Raw genomic sequence first — 20,541 nt, 5'->3', positions numbered from 1 at the left:
AAGACATACGCCCTTATCGGCATCACTCCGCGTCGCAGGCGCTTCGCTGTCGGCGGCAGCCATCCAGCGTGGGCCGGGGTGGTCTCAGCGTACCATCATGGAGTTTTTGCCTACAAAGTAGGCAGAAACTCCATGATGCTCGCGCCACGCCCTGTTGTGGCCGGGTCCGGTGTGCGGGCTGCTCACAAGCCCAGGACGTCCGCCAGCTGAACGGCGTGTCGTCGATGTGAATCAGAGATGGGTGAGGATCTCTCCGGCGAGCGTCTTTTCGGCGGACTCATTCTGCTCGAGCGTATTATTGGCGACGCTGACCGTCACGACGTATACGTGCGTTCCCTTGAGAACATACAGCATGACGTTGTTGTGTTTGGTGGGGAAGAAGAACGCACTGTCGCCCAGGCTGGAGACCGCGACGAGCATGGAGCCGAGTCGGGACTTGACGGTGTTGTACTCGGACGAGGGCCGAATCGAGATGGACACGCTGCGCTTGGGCGTCTCGGCGTCGCCGCCCCACGCACAGCCGGTAGTGCTAACGAGGCCCGGCGCTTGATGCATCGATCCTCCCGCGACCGCGCTGACCTGAGCGACAGTGACCAGGCCGCAGGCATTCTGCGCGCGCACGCCGAGGAAAGGGAATGTGACGGCGGCAGCGGCGAGGGCCAGAAGCGTGATTGAGCGCATGTGCGGCAACTCCTAAGTGGAATTCATGGCGCCCGTTGTGACGTGCTTGGGCGACGCCTGTATCGGATGGCGCCCAGGACGCGGCCCGATAATTGTCCCGCGTTTGGCGCGGATTCGCAAGCACTCAAGATGACCGGCCGGCCCGCGCGGCGACGTAGGCGGCGGCGCAATCCAGGGCCGCGTCGAGTGCGTCGTCCACCGACAGTTGGACCGAGCCGTCCCCCGTCTGCTCCCAGTTGGTTATGCTGATTCGGAACCCGCCGCCGGTTGTGGCCGGGAATCATGCATCGTCGGCACGGAATCGTCGTGCGAAAGCGCGACGGCGCGAGCCCCGAATCGCGAACCCTAGCGAGCCTTCGGGAAACGTGAATCGTGGCCAGCCACGCAACGTTATGGCGTCATGATGCTCCGCGGCGCGGACTAATCCGTGACGTACGCCGCCGCGCGATCGAGCGCCGCGTCGATGTCGCCGAATACGTTCTCCTCGCCTAACTCGTCGAGCAGCGCTGAGCGGCCGAGTGCGACCATCGGTTGGGCATGCACATCGGAGAGCAGGACGAGCGTGCCCTCGTGCCGCGTGCGGCGCACCAGATCCTTGAATGCGTTGAGTCCCGTCGAATCGATCGCCGGCACGTTGCGCAGCCGGATGATGAGCACCTTGGGATTGCGCGCCACGGCGGCGAGCGTGTCCTTGAATTTTTCGGCGGCGCCGAAGAAAAATGGCCCGTTGATCTCGTAGATCTCGACACCGGGGGGCAGCCGGCGACGGCGCGCCCGGTCGGCGTCGGTCTCATCCTCCTCCCGCGGCTCGCCGAACTCGCGCGTCACCGCGCCCACGTTGGTCACCTCGGACATGCGCCGCATGAACAGGAACACCGCGGTGACGATGCCGACCTCGATCGCGACCGTCAGGTCGACGGCCACCGTTAGGCCAAAGGTGAGCAGCATCACGACCACGTCGCTCTTGGGCGCGCGGAGCTCGGCTTTGAAGGTGCGCCACTCGCTCATGTGGTAGGCAACGACGACGAGAATCGCCGCGAGCGTGGCTAACGGAATCAACTCGGCCCACCGGCCGAAGGCCACCGTGATGAGCAGCAGCGTCACGGCATGCACCATCCCGGCGACGGGCGTCCGGCCGCCGTTCTTCACGTTGGTCGCCGTGCGCGCGATCGCGCCCGTCGCCGGAATGCCGCCAAAGATCGGCGAGGCAATGTTCGCGATGCCCTGCGCCACCAGCTCCATGTTGGAGCGATGCCGTCCGCCGATCATGCCGTCGGCGACGACGGCGGAGAGCAGCGACTCGATCGCTGCCAGCAGCGCGATCGCGACCGCCGGCTGCACGAGACCCCGCATCGTGGTCCACGCGATGTGGGGGAGCACGGGGTGGGGCAGGCCGATGTCGAGCGCGCCGAAGCGGCTGCCGATGGTGTCGACAGGCATGCGCAGCACGTGCGCGGCGACGGTGGTGACGATGAGCGCCACGAATGGCCCCGGGATGCGGCGACTCACGCGCGGCCAGAACACCATGATCAGCATCGAGCCCATCGACAACCCGACGGCCCACGGGTTGGCGCTCGCCAGGTGATGGAGGAACGCGCTCCACTTGGGAAAGAAGTCCGCCGGGACGGCGCCCATGCGGAGGCCGAGGAAGTCCTTGACCTGGCTCGAGAAGATGATGAGGGCGATGCCGCTCGTGAAGCCGATCGTGACCGGGAAGGGGATGAACTTGATCGCGCCTCCTAACTTGGCCACGCCCAACGCAATCAACAGCACGCCCGCGATCATCGTGGCGACCAGGAGTCCGTCGACGCCGTACTGCTGCACGATCCCGTACACGATGACGATGAACGCGCCCGTCGGCCCGCCGATCTGCACCCGGCTCCCGCCTAACGCGGAGATGAGGAAGCCGGCGACGATGGCGGTGTAGAGGCCGCGGTCGGGTGTGACGCCGCTGGCGATGGCGAAGGCGATCGCGAGCGGCAGCGCGACGATGCCGACGATGACGCCGGCGGCGGTGTCGGCCAGAAACTGCTCCCTCGTGTACGTCTTGAGGGTCGTCACACTTTTGGGCAGCAGCACGCCGATACCTCGGGGGGCAAACGAAGAATGCCGCGCACGCGGCCGCGCGGTCGCGCGGCCTGCATTGAGCGGCTGTTTAATGATATTGACGAATCATTGAACGGGGAGTCAATATGGGGCGAGCGGTCGAGCCGTCGGGATCGCGTGGAACGATCACGGTCTTGCAGAGGAGCAGCGACATGCCGGGAACCAAGGCGCCCGAAGAGGAACGACGTGCGCAGATCATCGCCGCGGCGTTCGACGTGGCGGCTCGCCGCGGACTCGACGGGCTGACCACCCGCCTGGTGGCGGAGCGCGCGCATCTGAGCGCGGGCCTGGTGCTGTTCCACTTCAAGACCAGGGAGCACCTCCTCGTCGCACTCCTGGACTGGCTTCTGTCCACGACCACGGTGCTGCACGTGACCGACGACATCGCCGCCCTTCCGAGCCCGCTCGAGCGGCTCCTGGCGCTTCTCGAGCGCGAGATGCATCGCCTGTCCAGCGAGCCCAGGCGCATCCGGCTCTTCTTCGAGTACTGGTTGTTAGGCACGCGCCATCCCGAGATCCGGCGGAAGATGCGCGCCGAGCTCGGCCGCTATCGCGAGGCGTTCCGGCCAATGGCCGACGAGATCCTCCGGGCCGAGCCCGGGCGGTTCGGGAGCGTCCAGCCCGCGGGACTCGCGGGCCTCGCGGTGAGCTTCATCAAGGGGTGCGCGATCCAATCGATCATCGATCCGCGGTTCGACATCGACGAGTATCTGACTGCGGCGCACAGCTTGCTCGGACAGTTGGCGTCGTCGCCGGCGTGACCGCGCGTCGCGCGGGATGCGGCCTGCCGGTGCGAGCGCGACATCGCACCGAGTTCAGGACAGGTCGATCGTGAGCCGTTTCATGCGAGCGGTCGCGCCGGCGGCGATGCGGACGTCCGCCTTACGGCACCGAAACTGCTCGGCGACCAACGCAATGAGTTCGTCGTTGGCCTTCCCATCCACCGGGGGCGACCTGAGGCGCGCCACCCACGTTCCATCCGGCGACTGGGTGAGCGACGTGGTGTTGGACCTCGGTTTCACTTTCACACGCAGCGTCAGCGATGTCATGCGCCCGTCAGGCAAGGGTTCGGATGAATCAAGAATAGCGCATCCGTTGTTCGGGCGGGCGGTGGGATCCGGGAGGGGTCCGACGCGCGCCAATGGCTAACGACATGCGGGCGCACCGCTTCCTGCCGACGATTGCGTTGGCCACGGCCGGCTCCGTTTGGGGCACGGGCTTCCTGCTCGGCAAAATCGCCTTGACCGAGATGCCCGTCGCCGACATGGTCCTGTTTCGCTTCGTGGTCGGCTGCGCCGTGTTGGTGCCGTGCGCTTTCTTCTTTCGATCGCGCTTCGACCGGACCGAGTGGGGGTGGGTGTTAGGCGCCGCGGTGTTGGGCGTACCGATCCAGTATCTCGTCCAGTTCGAGGGGCTGGCGCTCACCAGCGTGTCGCACGCCTCGCTCATGGTCGCGTCGTTGCCGATGCTGCTCGCGGTCGCGGCCGCGATCTTCTCGGGCGAGCGGTTGCGAAGGCAAGGGTGGTTCGCGCTCCTGGCGTCGAGTGTCGGCGCGGCCTTGATTGCGTTTTCGAGTACGACGCGCTCGGGCGCGACGCAGGCGAGCGCGCTGGGCGACCTGCTGGTGGTCGCGTCGATGGTTGCCGCCATCGGATGGATCCTGATTTCGAAGCGGCTCATGCGACACCATGCAGCAGTAATGGTGACGGTAGTCGTGTATTGGATCGGCACGGCAATGCTGGCAGTAGCGGTCGTCGCCATCCATGGTATCCCGCCTGTGCATTATTCGCGTCGCGCGTGGCTGGCGGTCGTGGCGCAGGGATTGTTGGTGACCGCCGCCACGACGCTGCTCTGGAACTGGGGTCTCAAACGCGTGCCGGCGTCGCGCGCGGGCATATTCGTCAATCTGGAGCCGCTCGTCGGCGCTATTTTAGGCGTGATCGTGCTGCACGATGTATTGGGCAGCCTGGCGATCGCGGGCGGTGTCCTGATTCTCGGCGGGGCGGTGTATTTCAGCGTGGCGTGACGGGCTCGACCGCGGGAACAACGCCGGCGCCACCCCGGTTGCACCGTTAGATGCGTGCATATACACAGGATTTCGAGCCATGACCCGTAGAATCGATTTCGCTGTCTGCGCGACCGACTGCCACTGCCTGGACGCGCGGCGGCAGGCGCGCGCGATTTCGCGTCTGTACGACGAGCAGCTGCGCCCGTACGGACTGCGGGCGACGCAGTTCTCCGTGCTCGTGGCGCTCGAGGTCGGCCCGGGGGCGCCCTTGGCCATGCTCGCCGATTCACTGGGCCTCGATCGGACGACGTTCACGCGTAGCGCGGCCCTCATGCGGCGAAAGGGCTGGATCGTCTCGGCACGGTCGGAGGACGGCCGCGAACACCGCGTGAAGCTCAGTGCCGCCGGCCGCCGGAAGCTGCACGAGGCGTATCCGGCCTGGCAGCGGGCTCAGCGGCTGATCGACAAGAAGAACCCCATCGCGAACAGGACACGGATCACGGCTCCGACGGCCTAACGCGACCTGCGCCCGCTGCCTGTGCGGCGCGCGTCAAATAGGTGCATATACACTTAACTGGAGGCTTCCATGCTCGATCTCATTGGCACTATCGCCGAAGTTGCACTCGTCGCCATCCTGGCCGGCCTCTTCGTCGGCGCGACATCGCTCACGTTGCGGGCGCGCATCGCGGCGTTCGTCGGCGTCGGGCTCTGGTTGGCCGCGCTCGTGGCCATCGGCGCCGTTGGAGGGTTTGGACCGGGTGCCACCGGTCCCGTTCCCGCCGTGGGCATCGCGCTGTTCGCGGCGCTGGCAGCCGGACTGATCGCGTACTTCCGCGTGCCGCGGTTCCGGGAGCGCGTACTCCGGATTCCGATGCCCGTACTCATCGCCGCGAACATCGGGCGCGTGTTGGGCGTCTTCTTTCTCATCCTCTACGGCGTGGGCCGGCTACCGGCCCCGTTCGCGCCGTCAGCGGGCTGGGGCGACGTCGCGGTCGGAGTGATCGCGTTGCCGCTGGCCGCGATGGCCGCGTCGGGATCCGTGCGTCCGATCTGGATCTGGCTGTGGAACGCGCTCGGCATGCTCGACCTGATCACCGCGGTTGCGTTAGGCGTCACCTCGCAGCCCGGGGCACCGTTCCGCGTATTCAGCGGGTCGGCCGAGCAGGTGACGACGCTGCCGTGGGTGCTGATTCCGACGTTGTTGGTGCCGGCGTACTTCCTCATGCATCTCCTGATTCTGCGCAAGCTCCGCGCGCCGCGGGCCGTGTCGACGGCCGCGCTGGCTGCGTAGCTCACCGCTGTGTTCGGCGCATCATGGAGTTTTTGCCTACTTGGCAGGCAGCAACTCCATGATGCGCGCACGCGGCAGCGCACGCGTGCCCGGCAGCGTTGTTGACATCCTACAAGACGCCTGCCATCCTCGTTCCGGGCGGAGCCGGATGCCGTGCGGCGGCCACGGTTTGACCGCCGACGAAGCGTTGTCGAGTGTCGCGCACTAGCGTCTGACTCCATCGGAGAACGAGAGCATGGAAATCAAAACTGGCTCGGCCACGATGAGCGAGGCGCGGTTCGTGCTGCGCCCCGCCTAACGGCCACGTCTGGCCGACTCCTCGACCTCACATGAGCGACTGCCTGCATCGATGACACCCGTGGTACGCACGTGCAGCATCGGCCTGTGGCTCACGGCCGGCTGCCTGACCGCCTCGGCGCCGGCCCAGCATGCGCCGCCGCCATTCGGCAATCCGGCGGTGTGGCACTGGGCGCCCAGCCGCACCTACCACGTGCTCGACTACCGGCTGGCGCTGCGTTTCGACGAGCCGCACGGCGTCGTGTTCGGCGACGAAGTGGTCACACTCCGCCCATTCGGCGACGCGTTCCGCACGTTCTATTTCAACAGCTCCGGCCTAACGATAGATTCCGTGCGCCTCGAGCGGGCGGCCGCGGCCGACGCGCCGCTGGCGTTCACGACGGACCCGTCGCGCCTCTGGATCACGCTCGACCATGCGTACGATGCCGGCGCGACGCTGCGCGTGCGCGTCATCTACCACGGCGCACCGCGCACCGGCCTTTTTTTCGTGAACCCCACCGACGCGTACCCGAACGCGCCGCACGAGGTGTTCTCGCAGGGCGAGCCCGAGCTCAACCACTACTGGTTCCCGTGCTGGGACTACCCGAACGACATGGCGACCAGCGAGACCATCACCACCGTCCCCGCGGGACAGGTCGTGGTGTCCAACGGCCGCCTGGTGCGGGTGACGCATGGCGCGCACACGACCACGTACGACTGGGTCGAGCGCGTACCGCACAGCTCGTATCTGATCTCGCTCGCCGTTGGGCCGTGGCGCAAGATCTCCGACCACGCTGGAGCGACGCCGGTGGCGTACTACGCGCCGCGGACCGTCGACACGGCCACCATCCGCCGGTCCTTCCGCCTAACGCCCGACATGATCGCGTTCTTCGGCCGGGCGACGGGTGTGCCGTATCCGTACGAACAGTACGCGCAAACCACGGTCCACGACTATCTGTTCGGCGGACAGGAGAACGTGAGCGCGACGACGCTCACCGACAACACGCTGCACGACGCGCGCGCGGACGCCGACTACCCCAGCACCGCGCTCGTGGCGCACGAGCTGGGGCAGGAATGGTTCGGCGACGACGTACAGGGCCGCGACTGGGCCGACATCTGGCTCAACGAGGGATTCGCGACGTACATGGAAGCGCTGTACACGCAGCACCACGAGGGCAACGATGCCTTCCGCTACGAGATGCTGCAGGACGAAGAGCTGGCCCGGGCGCAGGACCGCCGCGACTATCTCCGCCCGATCGTCGACCGCCACTACGACGATCCGTTAGACATGTTCGACGCGATCACGCACGAGAAGGGCGCCGCCGTGCTCGACATGCTGCGCTACGTCGTCGATGGGTCTTCGGCGGCCAGCCACCCGGCGTCGCAGCGCGAGCCGTTCTTTCGCGCCCTCCACCACTACCTGGCGCTCCACCACACGCATACGGCGACGACGAGCACGCTCATCGATGCGTTGCGGGAATCCACGGGGCTGGAGTTAGGCTGGTTCTTTCACCAGTGGGTCTTCATGGCGGGCACGCCGAGCTACCGGGTGTCGGCGCGGCACGATTCGACGCGACGCGTCGAGCTGGTCCACGTGGAACAGGTGCAGCGCGTCGATTCGCTGACGCCGCTGTTCCGGATGCCGGTCGAGCTCGCCTTCCACGGCGCGGGCGCGGAGTCCCGGACGGTGCAGGTGGAAGATTCGCTGGCGTCGCAGGACTTCGAGATTCCGCTCGCGTTCGCGCCCGCCTGGGTGGACTTCGATCCCGACGGCTTCATCGACAAGACGCTGGACTTTCCGCAGCCGGTCGCGGCGCTCGCGGCCAAAGCGGAGCGCGACCGGCACATGATGAGCCGGTTAGGCGCAGCCGAGCAGCTCGGCGCCATGGGAGATTCTGCGTTAGGCGGGCGCGTTCGCGCGCTGGCGCAGGTGCTCGGCACCGATGCCTTCTACGGGGTCCGTGCCGCGGCCGCGGCGTCGCTCGGCCGCATCGGATCGAGGGACGCGCGGGCTGCCCTCGTCGACGCCCTGCGGACGCAGCCCGACAGCCGCGTGCGCGCCGCCGCCGCGTCGGGCTTGGGCCGCTCGAGCGGCGACAGCGATGTCTACGCGGCGCTCGCGAACGCGATGCACGGAGATTCCAGCTATGCCGTCGCGGCCGCGGCTGCTCGCGGCATCGGCCGATCGCGGAACCCGAACGCCGAAGCGGTGCTCGCGGCGGAGGTGCGATCGGGACCCGAGGTCCATGTGTTCAAGGCCGTGCTCGCGGCGCTGGCCGCAACGCAGGATCCACGCGCGGCGTCCGTGTTGCTCGATGCGTCGCAACCCGGCGTACGAGAGGACATCCGCTCGAGCGCGCTCGGCGACCTCGCGGCGATGAGAGACTCGGTGCCCGCCGGCGACTCGGCGCGCGTACTGGCGGCGGCCCGCGCGGCGCTCGAGAGCCCTGTCCTAACGCTGCGCCTCGCCGGCGAGGATCTGACGGGCGCGTTCGCTCTGGAACAGCTGCGGGCCGATGTGGCACGTGACGCTGATGCGCCGCTCGTCATCCAGAGCCGCCTCGCGCGCCAGGTGCTCGACAAGCTCGATGCGGCGCGCCGCTGATGCCTAACGAGACGGGGATGTCTCCACTGGCGCGATCCACGCGCGGCCATCCGCCAGGTCCAGCGTGACGTTCCACTTCGTCAGGAATGATACGCCGATGTTGCCATCCATGATCATCCGATCCATCACGCGTGCGCGTCCTTCGACTGCGACTGTGTCGCCGATCGTGAGTTTCACCGCCTGACCCGCGGTGGAGTCCGGATCGAGCTTCAAGAGCGGCGCGATGACTTTCGACACGATGATGCCGCCGCTTCCCGAGTCGAGCTCCATCCACGCCGTGCCATCGGGCGTGTCCACGCCGATGTCGGCGGTGAGTGCGAGGCCCTGGACGTCGCGAACGATCCGGAGCGGCACCGGGGTCGCGTGGCCGACACGCGATGCGAGGCTCTGCGGGCTTTCGACGATCAGTTCATTCCGCGCCAGCTCGAAGGTGACCGCGCGACCCGCGAAGAGGTCCAGACCGATCGATCCGTCGAGGCTCGGCGCGTCAGGCGGGAAGAACTTCATGATGTCGAACACCATCACGCTCGGTGCACTGAGATGTTGGCCGTCGATGTCGAACGGAATATGGTCGCAATGCGGCGCATCGATCCGATCGCCTCGCATGCGAATGGCGGTGACCTGGCCCCACGGCGTGCAGCCGATCGCCTGCGCCAACTTCGTGCTGATCAGCGTCACGCCTTCGCCCGTATCGAAGAGAAACGTCCCGGCGTGGCCTCGGATCGAGCCGTGTACCGTCGTCAGGTGGTCGCCTAACGGATATGGATCGAAGTGGATGACGGCGACCGGCGTGGTCGACTGCGCTGCCGCGGTCAGGCCGGGGCAGGCCAGACACGCGACCATGCCAGCGGATCGCGCCACGGAGAACCGGGTCATGAACGAGTCCAACCTCATGGAGAGAGAAGCCTGGTCGCGCGCCATTGGCCCGGCGTTGGTACGTGCAGGCCATAGGCTAACGCCCACCGCAGCGGGACGCTTCGTATTCCATCAAAGTATGGTTGTCGGTCATGACGGCACCGCGCCTAACGCGTGCGGAGGTCTAATGGGCGCGCGAGGCCGCTCCCGTTAGCATGGTCAGGTCGGGCGTCGTATTGCCGCTGCCGTAGATGCGGTTGCAGAGCGTCCCCAGCGCCACGGCCATTGCCGCGTACGCGCTTTCGGCGATGTGGGTCGTGCCTCCCGCCGCCTGCTCGAGCTTGCCGATGCCCGGCATGTCGCCGCTGGAGCCGAGTGACACAGCGCAGTAGAGATCGCCCTTCATCGAGTCGATCTGGCCGTCGCCGGTATCGCGGCTCGCCTTGTCGCCGACGCCCGGCACGGGCACCGGACCGTGCGTCTCGGCTTTGATCGCGCCCGCGTAGGCCTGTTGTGCGTCGGTTCCGCTCAACACCAGCACGTCGATCGCGCCGGTGCCGTCCGGGGCGGAAAACACGCACTGCTGTCCCTCGGCGTCGGTGCCGGCCGCGGTCACCTTGACGTCGGTGATCGTGTTCGCCAAAAGCGGCTGGACCTGCGCCTTCGTCAGCTGATTGCACCGAACCTTCGTGCCGCCAATCGAGTCGGTTGTGTCGCTGGTCGCCGTGGCGGCGCTCGCGGTATCGGCGCGCGGCGCGCCGGAGCAGCCGGCGATCGACAGGCCTAACATCAGAACAACGGCGATGGGCACGATGCAGGGGCGGGAGAATGTCATGGGTGGTGCTCCTCGGATCGCGGGAATCGGTTCGATCGACGAACTTCGATTCTGGCCGACATCCGTTGCCCGGCCGTTACTCAGGCGTTGGCCATCCGCCGCGAGTCAATCCGTCGGCGTGCTCCCGGCCGTTCGCGCACGCTGTCTATCGCGGAAACGCGTCGGACAGGCCGCCGTCGATCGTGATGATGTCGCCCGTGGTGTAGCGGAAGCGCTCGCTCGCCAGCAGCGCGGCGACGCCGGCCACCGACTCGGCCGGAATGAGCGACACGCCCATGGCATTCCGGCTGCGATACGTCTCCAATTGCTGCTCCGGCGTCACGCCCCGCATCGCGGCGCGTTCCTGGACGAAGCGCAGGAAGAGCGGCGTCTCCACCTGATCGGCGTTGATGGCGTTGACGCGAATGCCGTCGCCGCCTAACTCGACGGCGGCGACGCGCATCGCCTGGAGCAGCGCGGCCTTGCTTCCCCCGTACGCGGCGGCATCGCGGCCGGGCGCGACCGCCGCCTTGGACACCGACGCGACGATCGACCCACCGAGCCGCTGCCGTTGCATTACCGTGGCAGCGGCGCCCATGGCGAGCACGGCACCCATGTAGTGCACGTCCACCTGCCGCTGGAGCTCGTCGCGCCGCAGCGCCGTCACGCGGGCGAATCGCGGCGCCTGGCCGGCGGTGTAGAACAACGAATCGATGCCGCCGAACGCCAACACGGTCTGCTGCACGAGCGCGCCAAGACTCGCGTCGTCGCGCACGTCGAGCGTGACGGCGATGGCGCGGCCCTTGTGCGTTAGGCATATGTCCGACGCGACCGCTTCGGCGGCCGGCCCATCGAGGTCGGCCACGACGACGTGCGCGCCTTCGTTCGCGAAGCGGTGCGCGGCGGCTTTGCCGATTCCGCTCGCGCCGCCGACGATCACGGCCACGTGGCGCGGCAAGAGCAGGGTGGCGCGTTCGCGCGCATCCTGCTCGTCGATCTTGCGGCGCTCGAGCGGCCAGTGCTCGAACTCGAACACCTCTGACTCGGCGATGAAATTGAACGCGTCGATTGCTGCGGCGTTCGCGATCGTCTCGAGCACAGCGCGATAGCACGTGTTCGCCGTGATCGCGCCGCGCTTGTCCCGCGACGCGGTGATCATTCCGAGTCCGGGCACGAGCAGCACCTTGGCCCAATCGTCGAGGGGGCGCTCGCCCGGCGCCGCATGTCGGGCGTGATTCGCCTCGTACTCCGCGTGCTGGCTCGACAGCTGCGCGCGTGCGGCTGTGGCCAACTCCTCCGGCGCAATCGACGGGTCGATGCTCAACCAGAGGGGGAGCCGGCCGGCGCGCAGGATGTGCTCGGGCGTGGCCATCCCGCGGCGCGTCAGCTCCTGCATGCGTGTGTCGGCGATCGCGTGCAGGACGTCGTCGCCGTCGTCGTAGTGCAGAATGACCCGGCTCGCCGCGCCGAGGTGGCCGCGAAGGACCGGCAGCAGCCCTTCGGCACAACGACGACGCACATCGGCCGGCGGTATGCGATCCGCGATCACCGGGGGCGCCGGCCGCGCGCGCCGCTTCGCGGCCAGGAAGTCCTCGATGCGGTTTACGGTGCGGAGCAAGCGTGCGTAACACTCGCGCGCATCGTCTGCCCACACCATCAGGCCGTGATGCGCCAGTGCAAGCCCGATCGTGCCCGGCGGCAGGCGGCCGGCCATGCGCGCCACCGCTTTGGCCAACGGGAAGCCGGGGCGCACGTACGGCACATAGGTGATTTCGCCGCCTAACACGTCGCGTACCAGCCGCGCCGCCGTGGCGTCGTCGATGTCGGTGAGGCTCATCGTCGCGACGTCGTGCGTGTGCGCGATCACCCGGTTGGGCATGAGCGAGTGCAACGGAGTCTCGACGCTCGGAGTCGGGCCGCCGGGATCCGTCATGCACCGCGCCATCAACCGCATCATCTCGTCGTCGCGCATCGACTCGACGGTTCCGAGCGACGCCAGTGCCGGCAGCGACAGGCGTGTGAATCCCGACCGGCCGATCGTGCGCAGGTCGGTGCCGCTTCCTTTGACGAACAACTCATCCCCGATCTTGATGGATGTGTTGCCGCCGCCCGGCTGCACGAGCCGGGTTTCGAGACCGATGAGGTTGGAGAGGTAGACCAGTTGGTCGAGCGCATCGGCGCTCGCGCCGGGCGGTCCGCCTTTCCAACGGTCGTCGACGTTCATGGGCGCTAAAGATAGCCGTTGCGACGCGGCGTGATGGCGCGGGGCGCCGACGGGTCGCGGGCGCAACGGGCGCGACCGCCATCGAACGGGCGCGACAGGATCCGCGCGTCGATCATCAGAGAGTTTTTGCCTACTTAGTAGGCAAAAACTCTCTGATGCGCCCCGATCGCGGTGCCGCGGCGCTTCGTTCGCGCGCGCGAGTTCTTCTCGCTCGGCGGCCGTCACCCGACGAGTGACGGCATGCAAACGGCTGAGTTACGAGTGTTTCCCAGCGTAGTGGCCGTGCAGGACCACGTCACCCCGCCATTACCAGCACCGGTCCACGGGCGCTCGCCTCGGAATGTCGAACGCGTGATGGAACTCGTGTGCGCACCCATAATTGAGGTGTCTTCATGAGCGTTAGCCGCTTCGTCGCGATCGCGGGTATCGTGACAACCGTCTTGGGCTCACTGCCCCGGCGTGCGCTACCGACCGCAGAGCCAAATCGCAACGTCGACCGAGCCGGCCGCCTGGAGCGTGGCGTCCTCACTGTCGCCCTCGAAGCCAAGCAGACCCAGTGGATCGCAGTCGGTTCGCATCAGGTCCCGCTGCCGCTCGCCGCGTTCTCGGAGGCCGGTAAGGCCCCGCTGGTGCCCGGGCCGCTGATTCGAGCGCCGCAGGGCACGGAGCTCCGTCTGTCGCTGCGCAACACGCTGTCGGCGCCACTCACCTTCATCGTGCCGGCGGCGATCCACGGCAGCTCGGAACCCGATGTGATGGATTCCGTGGTCGTGCCTGCGGGCGCGGATAGGCAGTTCACGACCACTGCCTCGGTGGCCGGCAACTACGTGTACCGCGCCACCGCTCCCGATTACGCGAGTCGACTGGCCGAGGTGACCGGGGCGCTGGCGGGCGCCATCGTGATCGACACCGCTGGCGTAGGCGCTCCGGTGCGCGATCGCGTGCTCGTGATCATGGCGCTGCCCGACACGCAGTGGGTGGACGGCGTCAACTCCCTCGGCCACACCCCTTCGCCGTCCGAGCTGGCGGCGCTGCGACGCGGCGTCGGCGGCCGGTTCACCTACACGATCAACGGCCTCACGTGGCCTAACACAGAACGGATCCGCGCTACCGCCGGCGACAGCCTGCATTGGCGCGTGATCAACGCGTCGGAGCAGCTGCATGCCATGCACATGCACGGCTTCTATTTTCGCGTCGACACGCTCACGGGAGGACTGTCGGCGCGTTTCCCACGGCCGGGGCCAGGCGAGTTGGTCGTGACCCAAATCCTGCCGCCCCTTTCCTCCATGTCCATGACCTGGTCACCGGATCGGCCGGGGAACTGGTTCTTCCACTGCCACATCGCGTTTCACCTGGAGAGCGACCCCTTTCTCGATCCGCCTCAAGTTCGGCAGAACCGCGGAACGGCGCGGATGCGAGACATGTCGGGTATGGCATTGGGCGTGGTGGTCGCCGATCGACCCGGCGCTCATGTTGCTGCCGCGCCGGCGCCGCTTCGCCGGCTGCGACTCATTGCGGAAGCCGGTCAGGTCCTGGTAGCAGGCGGCGGGCAGGACACGTTGCCGACGATGCACTTCGTGCTCGAGGAACAGGGTCGTCGGGTCGAAGGAAGGCCGCAGATGAGTCCCGAGCTGGATCTCACGCGCAATGAGCCGGTGTCGATCACGATCGTGAACCACCTCGCGCAGCCCACCAGTGTCCACTGGCACGGCATCGAAGTGGAGGACAGCTACGTGGATGGAGTGCCGGGCTTCAGCGGCGCCGGCAATCATCTCGCGCCGAGCATCGCGCCGGGCGATTCGTTCACCGTGCAGTTCACGCCGCCGCGTTCCGGAACGTTCATGTATCACGCGCACTTCGATGAGCTGCGCGAGCAGGTTGCCGGCCTCGAGGGAACGTTGGTCGTGCGCGATTCCGGCACAGCGCCATCGGCCGATGACCACGCCTTCTTCCTCAAGGGCGCAATCAACGACGAGGGATTCCCGCTCGAGATCAACGGGCAAGTGAACCCGGACACGGTCATCCTGCACGTCGGTCGGCCGGCACGAGTGCGGCTGATCAACCTGTCGACATTCAACGTGGCGCCCGTTTTTTCGCTCACGACGCGTCCCGACAGCGCGTTCAACCTGGCGCGCGATACCATGGTGGCCGAGTGGCGCGAGGTCGCCAAGGACGGGTTCGATCTGCCTGGTGTGGCGCAGCGCGTCCGGCGCGCGCGACAGATCGTCGGCATAGGCGAGACCTACGACTTCGACTACCGTCCGGTCGAGCCGGGGCACCTCCTGCTGGAAGTTCGAACCAGGTCGGGGCAGCTCATGGTCAGAGTGCCCATTCTGGTGGAGTGAGCCGCAGGGGCAGCGGTTGGTTTCAGCGCTTGACCACGGTGTACATCCAGGCGTCGGCGTTGTAGTCGCGCTGGATCGCTGTGGCGCGCTTGAGATCGGCCGATACGCTGGCCCACAACAGCGGCACTGCCGGACTGCCTAACGATTGCATCGCGCCGGGGCCGGTGAGCTTGTGCAGGTCGAGCCGATCCCCGGTGCGGTGCACGGCCAGCAGAACGGCGCCGCCATCGAGCAGCGAAATCCATCCGAATTCGCCGAACACCTCACCCCACTTGGTAACCGCTCCGGTCGATACGTCGAGGGCGGCTACGCCGACCGTGTCGTTTGTGGTGCGGTTGAAGCCCGTGACAAAGAGCCGTCCGTGCGCGGGATCGGCGATGACCTGCATGAAGCGGCTGAACCAGCCCGGGAGCGGCACCGTGCGCTGCGTGCCGCCCGTGTGCAGCACCAGGCCATCGCCCGCCACCGGGATGTAGGCCCAACCGCCGGGGATCGGCGTCGCGTCGGCGATCGATGAGTCGCTCAGGTCTAACGGGTCGCGTTCAGCGCCGCTCGTGACGTCGACCAGGCCCAGGTGCACCCTGCCTTGCGCTCCGGTCTGGATGGTGGACACCGACGTCGAGTCGACCCACGATGCATCGCGGATCGTGCCGCTCGTCCTGAGCGGCGACTCGACGCCTCCATCGTAGGTGCGGATGCTGAAGCGCGCTTCCGTGTGCTCGCCGCTGGTGGGCACGACGCGCTGTACGAGCAGGCGCTGACCGTTAGGCGAGATGGCGGCCAGGACGCTGCTCGAGGCGCGCGCGATCGGGGTCGGGCCGAGCTGTCCGGCGATGAGGTGCGGGAGCGTGGCGGTCCAGACGCTGAAGTCCAGCGTGCCCTGGTCCATCACCATCCTGGCGCCGTCAGCTGTAACGGACACGTTGGTGAACATGCCGGTGACCATCGTGTCCTGCTTGGCGGAGAGGCGGCCGGTCTTGGGGTCGATCGCGATGCGGACGACCGATTCTCCTTCGGCGTCTCCGGCGCGGTCGAGCCACACGGCGTCTACCGTACCGATGCCGCCGCACGTGCATTGGTTCACGACGTGGTCCGCCACCTTGCCGTCGCGGCCGATGATCTGCCAGAGACCGTGCGGTGCCTGGACGATGAGCGCGAGAATCCAGCGCGTTCCCGGGATGGCGGAGAGACTGGCGAGGTACTGGCCGTTCCCGCGCACGCGCACGCTGTCGCGGGCGACGCCGTCGAGGCCCGCGACGCCGACCCAATAGACGGAGTCCTGCGAATTGCCGGAGCCGATGAGCAGCGAATCGCCATCGGCGTAGAACGCGGCGGGTCCTAACGTAAGAAACTTGGGTGGTCCGCCAAGCGCGGAGAGCAGATACGATCCGAAACGCCCTCCAATCGTGCCGTTCATCATGAGATTGCGGCGATCCGGGCTCCAGCGAAGGTCGTATACGGCGGTGGCGCCGTCGAGGATCGAGCGCGTGGTGGTGCCGCCGACGTCCTGCACGACGACGGAATACGTGCAGTCGGCGCCGGTGCAGTGGCGCGCGATGAACGCGAGCTGCTTGCCATCCGGGGAAATGGCCGGATAGTAGATGCCGCCCGAGACGGTGAGCTGCGTTTTGCTGCTGAGCGAGGCCTGGCTGCCGGCGATCGGCGTGGAGCGCCCGCGGATGGCGAGCGCGCCGATGACGACGGCAGCGACCGCGGCGGCCGCGATGCCTAACGCGACGCCGGTGCGCCGCGGTCGGGCAGCGGCCGGGAGCGCGACTGTCGCCGCGGCGGGTTTCAAGCCGGCTTCGAGCGCGCGAACGAAGTCGCCGGCGGTTGCGAACCGGTCGGCGGCCGTCTTGGCCAGGGCCTTGGAGATCGCGTCATCCACGGCTTGCGGGACCGTGTCGCGCAGCACGCGGACGTGCGTGGGCTTCTCGGTCATGAGCTTGGCGATCATGACCTGGGCATTGGAGCCGGTCACCGGCGGTTCGCCGACGAGCATTTCGTAGAGCACGGAGGCGAGCGAATAGATGTCGCTGCGTCCGTCGACGGTGCGATCGCCGGTGGCTTGCTCGGGGCTCATGTACTGCGGGGTGCCGAGCGAGAGGCCGGTCTGCGTGAGGCGATTGCCGCCGGCTTCCTTGACGGCGAGCGCGATGCCGAAGTCGGTGAGCATCGCTTCGCCTTCCTGCAGCAGGATGTTCTCGGGCTTGATGTCGCGGTGGACGAGGTCGCGGCGGTGCGCGTAATCGAGCGCGCTCGCGACCTGTTTGGTGATGGCGAACGCTTCCTCGATGCCCAACTGGCGTTCGCGATTCAGCTTGTGGCGCAGCGTTTCCCCGCGGACGTACGGCAGCACGTAGTAGAGCATGCCGTCGGCGTCGCCCGAGTCGATGAGCGTGAGGATGTGCGGGTGGTCGAGCTGCGCCGAGATCTTGATCTCCGTTAGGAATCGTTCGGCGCCGAGGACCGCGCCTAACTCCGGGCGGAGGACTTTGAGGGCGACGTCGCGGTCGAGCTTGCGGTCGTGCGCCAGGTAGACCACGGCCATGCCGCCGGATCCCAACTCACGCTGGATGACGTAGCGGTCGCTGAGGGCGGTGGTGAGGTGGGGGGGCTCGGGCATGGGATAACGTTATGACGAACCGAGAAATCCACCACTCCCCGCCGGCTGGCCGACGACGACCGGCGGGTCCGTGATACGATCATACTATACGATCATAATATAGTAGTTCGGTGTTTGCTCGGTGAGGTAGATCGCCGTCATCGCGTCTCAAGGCGAGGGCTACTCGGAGCGTCGATCGCGGTGTGGCACGGGGGGCGTCGCGCGCTGATCGGCGACCGCCCCGCCTAACGGGCCGCCGATCACCAGCAGGGAGCTCCCGAATGGCAGCGGGACGCGGTCGAACAGCTGCTGCTCGAGGCGCGTGAACCAATAGAGCGTGCGGTTCACCGGCCGCGGTGGAACGCGCGGTGGGCGCGGCTGACGCACGCCGTCGTTGCGCGGATCGCACCGCTCCGCCAGATGCGTCGCGAGCTTGAGGGGCGCGACCCAATGGAACAGGTATCGCGCCATGTCGATGCGCATGCCGGCGGCGTCGGCGAGGCGGCGGAATGCCGCCCGGTCATACCGCATCACGTGCTGGTTGATGACGTCGTGGCCGGTCCATAGCGCTTGAAACGCAGGGACCGTCGCGACGATGACGCCGTCCGGCGCGAGCAACGACAGCGCGTGCCGGAGCGCCGCTTCAGCGTTCGGCATGTGCTCGAGCACGTCGAGCATGAGGATGACGTCGTACCGGCGGCGTTCGCCGGCCGGCTGGAAGGTGTCATCGAATGCGCGCGCGTAGATGCTGCTGCGGTGGGGACCGTCCGGCTGGAGGAGCGATGCGTCGGGTTCGACGCCTTCGGCGACGCCGAACTCGCGCAGCCGGTCGAAGAACAAGCCGTCGCCGCAGCCCACATCGAGAATCGCGGCGTTCTTGCCCGACAAGCCGAGGCGGCGAAGCACCGAGACGATGCGGTCCTCGCGGGCGCGCCACCACCAGTGGTGGTCGTAGAGCTCCCGGTACACGGCGGCGTACTCCGATTGCACGCGTTAGGCTCGCTGCCGGCGTGCGGCGGCGACACGCGATCGACGGCTGGCGTCGATGGCCGTCTCGCGGCCGATGATCTGATCGACGATGTAAATCGGGCGTCCCTTGCTCTGCTCGTACACGCGCCCGACGTATTCGCCGATCACGCCCAGGAAAAACAATTGCACGCCGGAGAGAAAGCTGATGAGCAGCGTCAGCGCGGTGAATCCGCGCGGGCTCTGGTGCATGAAGAGCTTGGCCCACACCGAGTACGCGCCGAACACGCCGGTCAACGAGATGACGAGCGCGCCTAACAGCGCGGCCGCGCGAATCGGGACGACCGAGAACGCGAAGATTCCGTCGAAGGCGAGCGTGAGCAGCTTGCGAACCGTGTACTTGCTCGCGCCGGCATGGCGCTCGCCGCGGTCGACGGCGATCGACGTCTGCCGGAACCCGACCCAGGTCCGCATGCCGCGCAGAAAGCGGTGGTGCTCGGGCATCCGCCGGAGCTCGTCGACCACACGGCGCGACAGCAGGCCAAAATCGCCCGCGTCGAGCGGGACGCGCACCGTGGACAATCGATCGAGCAGTCGATAGAACAGAAAGTACGAGGCGCGCAGCCACCACGGTTCCTTGCGGCTGCTGCGACGCGCGTACACGACATCGTGTCCGGTTGCGTGGAGTGCGAGCAGGGCGGGGATCAACTCCGGCGGGTCCTGGAGATCTCCGTCCATGACGATGGCGACATCCCCCGTCACATGATCGAGCGCCGCGGTGAGGGCGGCTTGGTGGCCGAAGTTGCGTGACAGCGACACGATGACCACTCGGTCATCGGTCATGGCGTGTTGGGCGAGTCTCGCCAAGGTGTCGTCGCGGCTGCCGTCGTTCACGATCACGATTTCGTGCGGTCCGCCGGGTACGGCGCGGAGTGCATCGCCGACGCGACGCAGCAATTCGGCGATGCCATCCTCTTCGTTGTACACGGGAATGGCGACGGACACGCGGAGCGGCGGCGCGATCATGTCCGTGCCCGGCCCTTGAAGTAGAGCATGTTCCAGAGCGTTAGGCCGGCGGCGCCGAGTGGATACGGCTCGAAGACTACCGTCTCGAACCATAGCCCAAGGAGATCGCGCCATTCCTCGAGCGGCCGCGGATAGTCGCCGCGATCCCAGCGGGCGAGCATTCGCCCAACTGAAGCGTGCGCCGGCAGCACCAGGTCCAGCACGTGGAGATAGCCATCGCTGGTGAGCAGGGTGCGCAGGTGCTCGAGGATGCGGCGGGCGCTGGCCGTGTCGACGTGGTGCAGGAAGCTGTTGACGAGCACGAAGTCGAAGCGTTCGCCGGCGGGCACGGTGTACGTGGTCGCATCGGCGACCACGAAGCGGCGTGCGTGTCGTTCGCGCGCGTACGCGATATAGTCCGGGTTCACATCGATGCCAAGGTAGTCGCAGTGCGAGAAGTGGCGGGTGTTGGTGCCGGGACCGCAGCCCACGTCGAGCACTCGGCGAATGGATTGGCGATCGGTGTGGCGAAAGACGGGCGCCAGCTTCGACTCGGCGAAGGGCGCTTGCCAGAGGCGGTAGGCCGCCGTGTGTTCCATGATTCTCGCCGCGACGTTCATTCGCGCCACCGCAGGGTGAAGCGGCCGATCTGCTCGTGGAGGGGAAAGCGCTGCTCGAGCGCTGCGGCGAGGCTGGTCGGCATGGCGCCTGAAAAATCTCCGTGCGCGTTGATGGCTACTGCGGTGACGCCGCGTGCGTC

At 67.3% G+C, this 20,541-nt stretch carries 16 protein-coding genes; 6 read left to right on the top strand and 10 right to left on the bottom strand.

Translation table 11 applies throughout. The annotated features are described in order from the left end of the window. Positions 1–231: 231 nt before the first annotated feature. Together VFW04_12145 and VFW04_12140 are read right to left on the bottom strand one after the other, a co-directional pair. A complete protein-coding gene (locus VFW04_12145) occupies positions 232–681 on the bottom strand; it encodes a hypothetical protein (GenBank protein HEX5180075.1) in 450 nt (149 codons plus the stop codon). Between the two features lie 420 nt (positions 682–1,101). Beyond that, positions 1,102–2,760 (bottom strand): SulP family inorganic anion transporter, encoded by a 1,659-nt coding sequence (locus VFW04_12140; protein HEX5180074.1) that lies wholly within the window; start codon positions 2,758–2,760, stop codon positions 1,102–1,104. A 179-nt stretch (positions 2,761–2,939) separates the two neighbouring features. On the opposite strand from VFW04_12140, the gene VFW04_12135 reads away from it, so the two are divergent. Then, complete coding sequence (locus VFW04_12135; protein HEX5180073.1) at positions 2,940–3,548, top strand: TetR/AcrR family transcriptional regulator; 609 nt, start codon at positions 2,940–2,942, stop codon at positions 3,546–3,548. A gap of 54 nt (positions 3,549–3,602) precedes the next feature. Here the strand turns inward: VFW04_12135 and VFW04_12130 are convergent, their stop codons facing one another. Continuing rightward, on the bottom strand, positions 3,603–3,836 hold the full coding sequence (locus tag VFW04_12130; GenBank protein ID HEX5180072.1) for a DUF167 domain-containing protein: 234 nt from the start codon (positions 3,834–3,836) through the stop codon (positions 3,603–3,605). 92 nt (positions 3,837–3,928) lie between these two features. On the opposite strand from VFW04_12130, the gene VFW04_12125 reads away from it, so the two are divergent. The 4 genes from VFW04_12125 (at position 3,929) to VFW04_12110 (ending at position 8,967) form a co-directional block, all read left to right on the top strand. After that, positions 3,929–4,813, top strand: coding sequence for a DMT family transporter (locus tag VFW04_12125; protein HEX5180071.1), 885 nt, complete (start codon positions 3,929–3,931; stop codon positions 4,811–4,813). A 79-nt stretch (positions 4,814–4,892) separates the two neighbouring features. Further along, the gene (locus VFW04_12120; protein ID HEX5180070.1) at positions 4,893–5,312 is read left to right on the top strand and encodes a MarR family winged helix-turn-helix transcriptional regulator; all 420 of its coding nucleotides are present in this window, start codon (positions 4,893–4,895) and stop codon (positions 5,310–5,312) included. 69 nt (positions 5,313–5,381) lie between these two features. Further along, positions 5,382–6,086, top strand: coding sequence for a hypothetical protein (locus VFW04_12115; protein HEX5180069.1), 705 nt, complete (start codon positions 5,382–5,384; stop codon positions 6,084–6,086). Between the two features lie 349 nt (positions 6,087–6,435). Beyond that, the gene (locus tag VFW04_12110) at positions 6,436–8,967 is read left to right on the top strand and encodes a M1 family metallopeptidase (GenBank protein HEX5180068.1); all 2,532 of its coding nucleotides are present in this window, start codon (positions 6,436–6,438) and stop codon (positions 8,965–8,967) included. A 3-nt stretch (positions 8,968–8,970) separates the two neighbouring features. On the opposite strand, the gene VFW04_12105 is transcribed toward VFW04_12110, so the two are convergent. From VFW04_12105 to VFW04_12095, 3 genes are all read right to left on the bottom strand, one after another. Beyond that, complete coding sequence (locus VFW04_12105; GenBank protein ID HEX5180067.1) at positions 8,971–9,843, bottom strand: aspartyl protease family protein; 873 nt, start codon at positions 9,841–9,843, stop codon at positions 8,971–8,973. A 163-nt stretch (positions 9,844–10,006) separates the two neighbouring features. Further along, positions 10,007–10,657, bottom strand: coding sequence for a hypothetical protein (locus VFW04_12100; GenBank protein HEX5180066.1), 651 nt, complete (start codon positions 10,655–10,657; stop codon positions 10,007–10,009). A gap of 145 nt (positions 10,658–10,802) precedes the next feature. Then, positions 10,803–12,860, bottom strand: coding sequence for an SDR family oxidoreductase (locus tag VFW04_12095; protein ID HEX5180065.1), 2,058 nt, complete (start codon positions 12,858–12,860; stop codon positions 10,803–10,805). 392 nt (positions 12,861–13,252) lie between these two features. Between VFW04_12095 and VFW04_12090 the strand changes: the two genes are divergently transcribed. Continuing rightward, the gene (locus VFW04_12090; GenBank protein ID HEX5180064.1) at positions 13,253–15,205 is read left to right on the top strand and encodes a multicopper oxidase domain-containing protein; all 1,953 of its coding nucleotides are present in this window, start codon (positions 13,253–13,255) and stop codon (positions 15,203–15,205) included. A 22-nt stretch (positions 15,206–15,227) separates the two neighbouring features. Here VFW04_12090 and VFW04_12085 read toward each other — a convergent pair whose 3' ends face one another. The 4 genes from VFW04_12085 to VFW04_12070 form a co-directional block, all read right to left on the bottom strand. Next, a complete protein-coding gene (locus VFW04_12085; GenBank protein ID HEX5180063.1) occupies positions 15,228–17,831 on the bottom strand; it encodes a protein kinase in 2,604 nt (867 codons plus the stop codon). A gap of 159 nt (positions 17,832–17,990) precedes the next feature. Then, the gene (locus VFW04_12080; protein HEX5180062.1) at positions 17,991–18,800 is read right to left on the bottom strand and encodes a class I SAM-dependent methyltransferase; all 810 of its coding nucleotides are present in this window, start codon (positions 18,798–18,800) and stop codon (positions 17,991–17,993) included. Positions 18,801–18,803: 3 nt separating this feature from the next. Further along, the gene (locus VFW04_12075; GenBank protein ID HEX5180061.1) at positions 18,804–19,802 is read right to left on the bottom strand and encodes a glycosyltransferase family 2 protein; all 999 of its coding nucleotides are present in this window, start codon (positions 19,800–19,802) and stop codon (positions 18,804–18,806) included. Further along, a complete protein-coding gene (locus VFW04_12070) occupies positions 19,799–20,380 on the bottom strand; it encodes a class I SAM-dependent methyltransferase (protein HEX5180060.1) in 582 nt (193 codons plus the stop codon). The genes VFW04_12075 and VFW04_12070 overlap by 4 nt, the downstream gene beginning before the upstream one ends. Between the last annotated feature and the right edge of the window lie 161 nt (positions 20,381–20,541).

The sequence above is a fragment of the Gemmatimonadaceae bacterium genome (assembly GCA_036273715.1).
In the GTDB taxonomy this organism is placed as follows: Bacteria; Gemmatimonadota; Gemmatimonadetes; order Gemmatimonadales; family Gemmatimonadaceae; genus JADGGM01.
The sequence above is the reverse complement of the archived record's forward strand: the minus strand, read 5'-3'. Positions and strand labels throughout refer to the sequence as shown.

Coding starts and splice junctions, on each gene's coding strand:
- VFW04_12120 (HEX5180070.1), top strand. CDS start 4,893: ATGACCCGTAGAATCGATTTCGCTGTCTGCGCGACCGACTGCCACTGC.
- VFW04_12135 (HEX5180073.1), top strand. CDS start 2,940: ATGCCGGGAACCAAGGCGCCCGAAGAGGAACGACGTGCGCAGATCATC.
- VFW04_12145 (HEX5180075.1), bottom strand. CDS start 681: ATGCGCTCAATCACGCTTCTGGCCCTCGCCGCTGCCGCCGTCACATTC.
- VFW04_12085 (HEX5180063.1), bottom strand. CDS start 17,831: ATGCCCGAGCCCCCCCACCTCACCACCGCCCTCAGCGACCGCTACGTC.
- VFW04_12130 (HEX5180072.1), bottom strand. CDS start 3,836: ATGACATCGCTGACGCTGCGTGTGAAAGTGAAACCGAGGTCCAACACC.
- VFW04_12070 (HEX5180060.1), bottom strand. CDS start 20,380: ATGGAACACACGGCGGCCTACCGCCTCTGGCAAGCGCCCTTCGCCGAG.
- VFW04_12110 (HEX5180068.1), top strand. CDS start 6,436: ATGACACCCGTGGTACGCACGTGCAGCATCGGCCTGTGGCTCACGGCC.
- VFW04_12075 (HEX5180061.1), bottom strand. CDS start 19,802: ATGATCGCGCCGCCGCTCCGCGTGTCCGTCGCCATTCCCGTGTACAAC.
- VFW04_12090 (HEX5180064.1), top strand. CDS start 13,253: ATGAGCGTTAGCCGCTTCGTCGCGATCGCGGGTATCGTGACAACCGTC.
- VFW04_12125 (HEX5180071.1), top strand. CDS start 3,929: ATGGCTAACGACATGCGGGCGCACCGCTTCCTGCCGACGATTGCGTTG.
- VFW04_12100 (HEX5180066.1), bottom strand. CDS start 10,657: ATGACATTCTCCCGCCCCTGCATCGTGCCCATCGCCGTTGTTCTGATG.
- VFW04_12105 (HEX5180067.1), bottom strand. CDS start 9,843: ATGACCCGGTTCTCCGTGGCGCGATCCGCTGGCATGGTCGCGTGTCTG.
- VFW04_12115 (HEX5180069.1), top strand. CDS start 5,382: ATGCTCGATCTCATTGGCACTATCGCCGAAGTTGCACTCGTCGCCATC.
- VFW04_12095 (HEX5180065.1), bottom strand. CDS start 12,860: ATGAACGTCGACGACCGTTGGAAAGGCGGACCGCCCGGCGCGAGCGCC.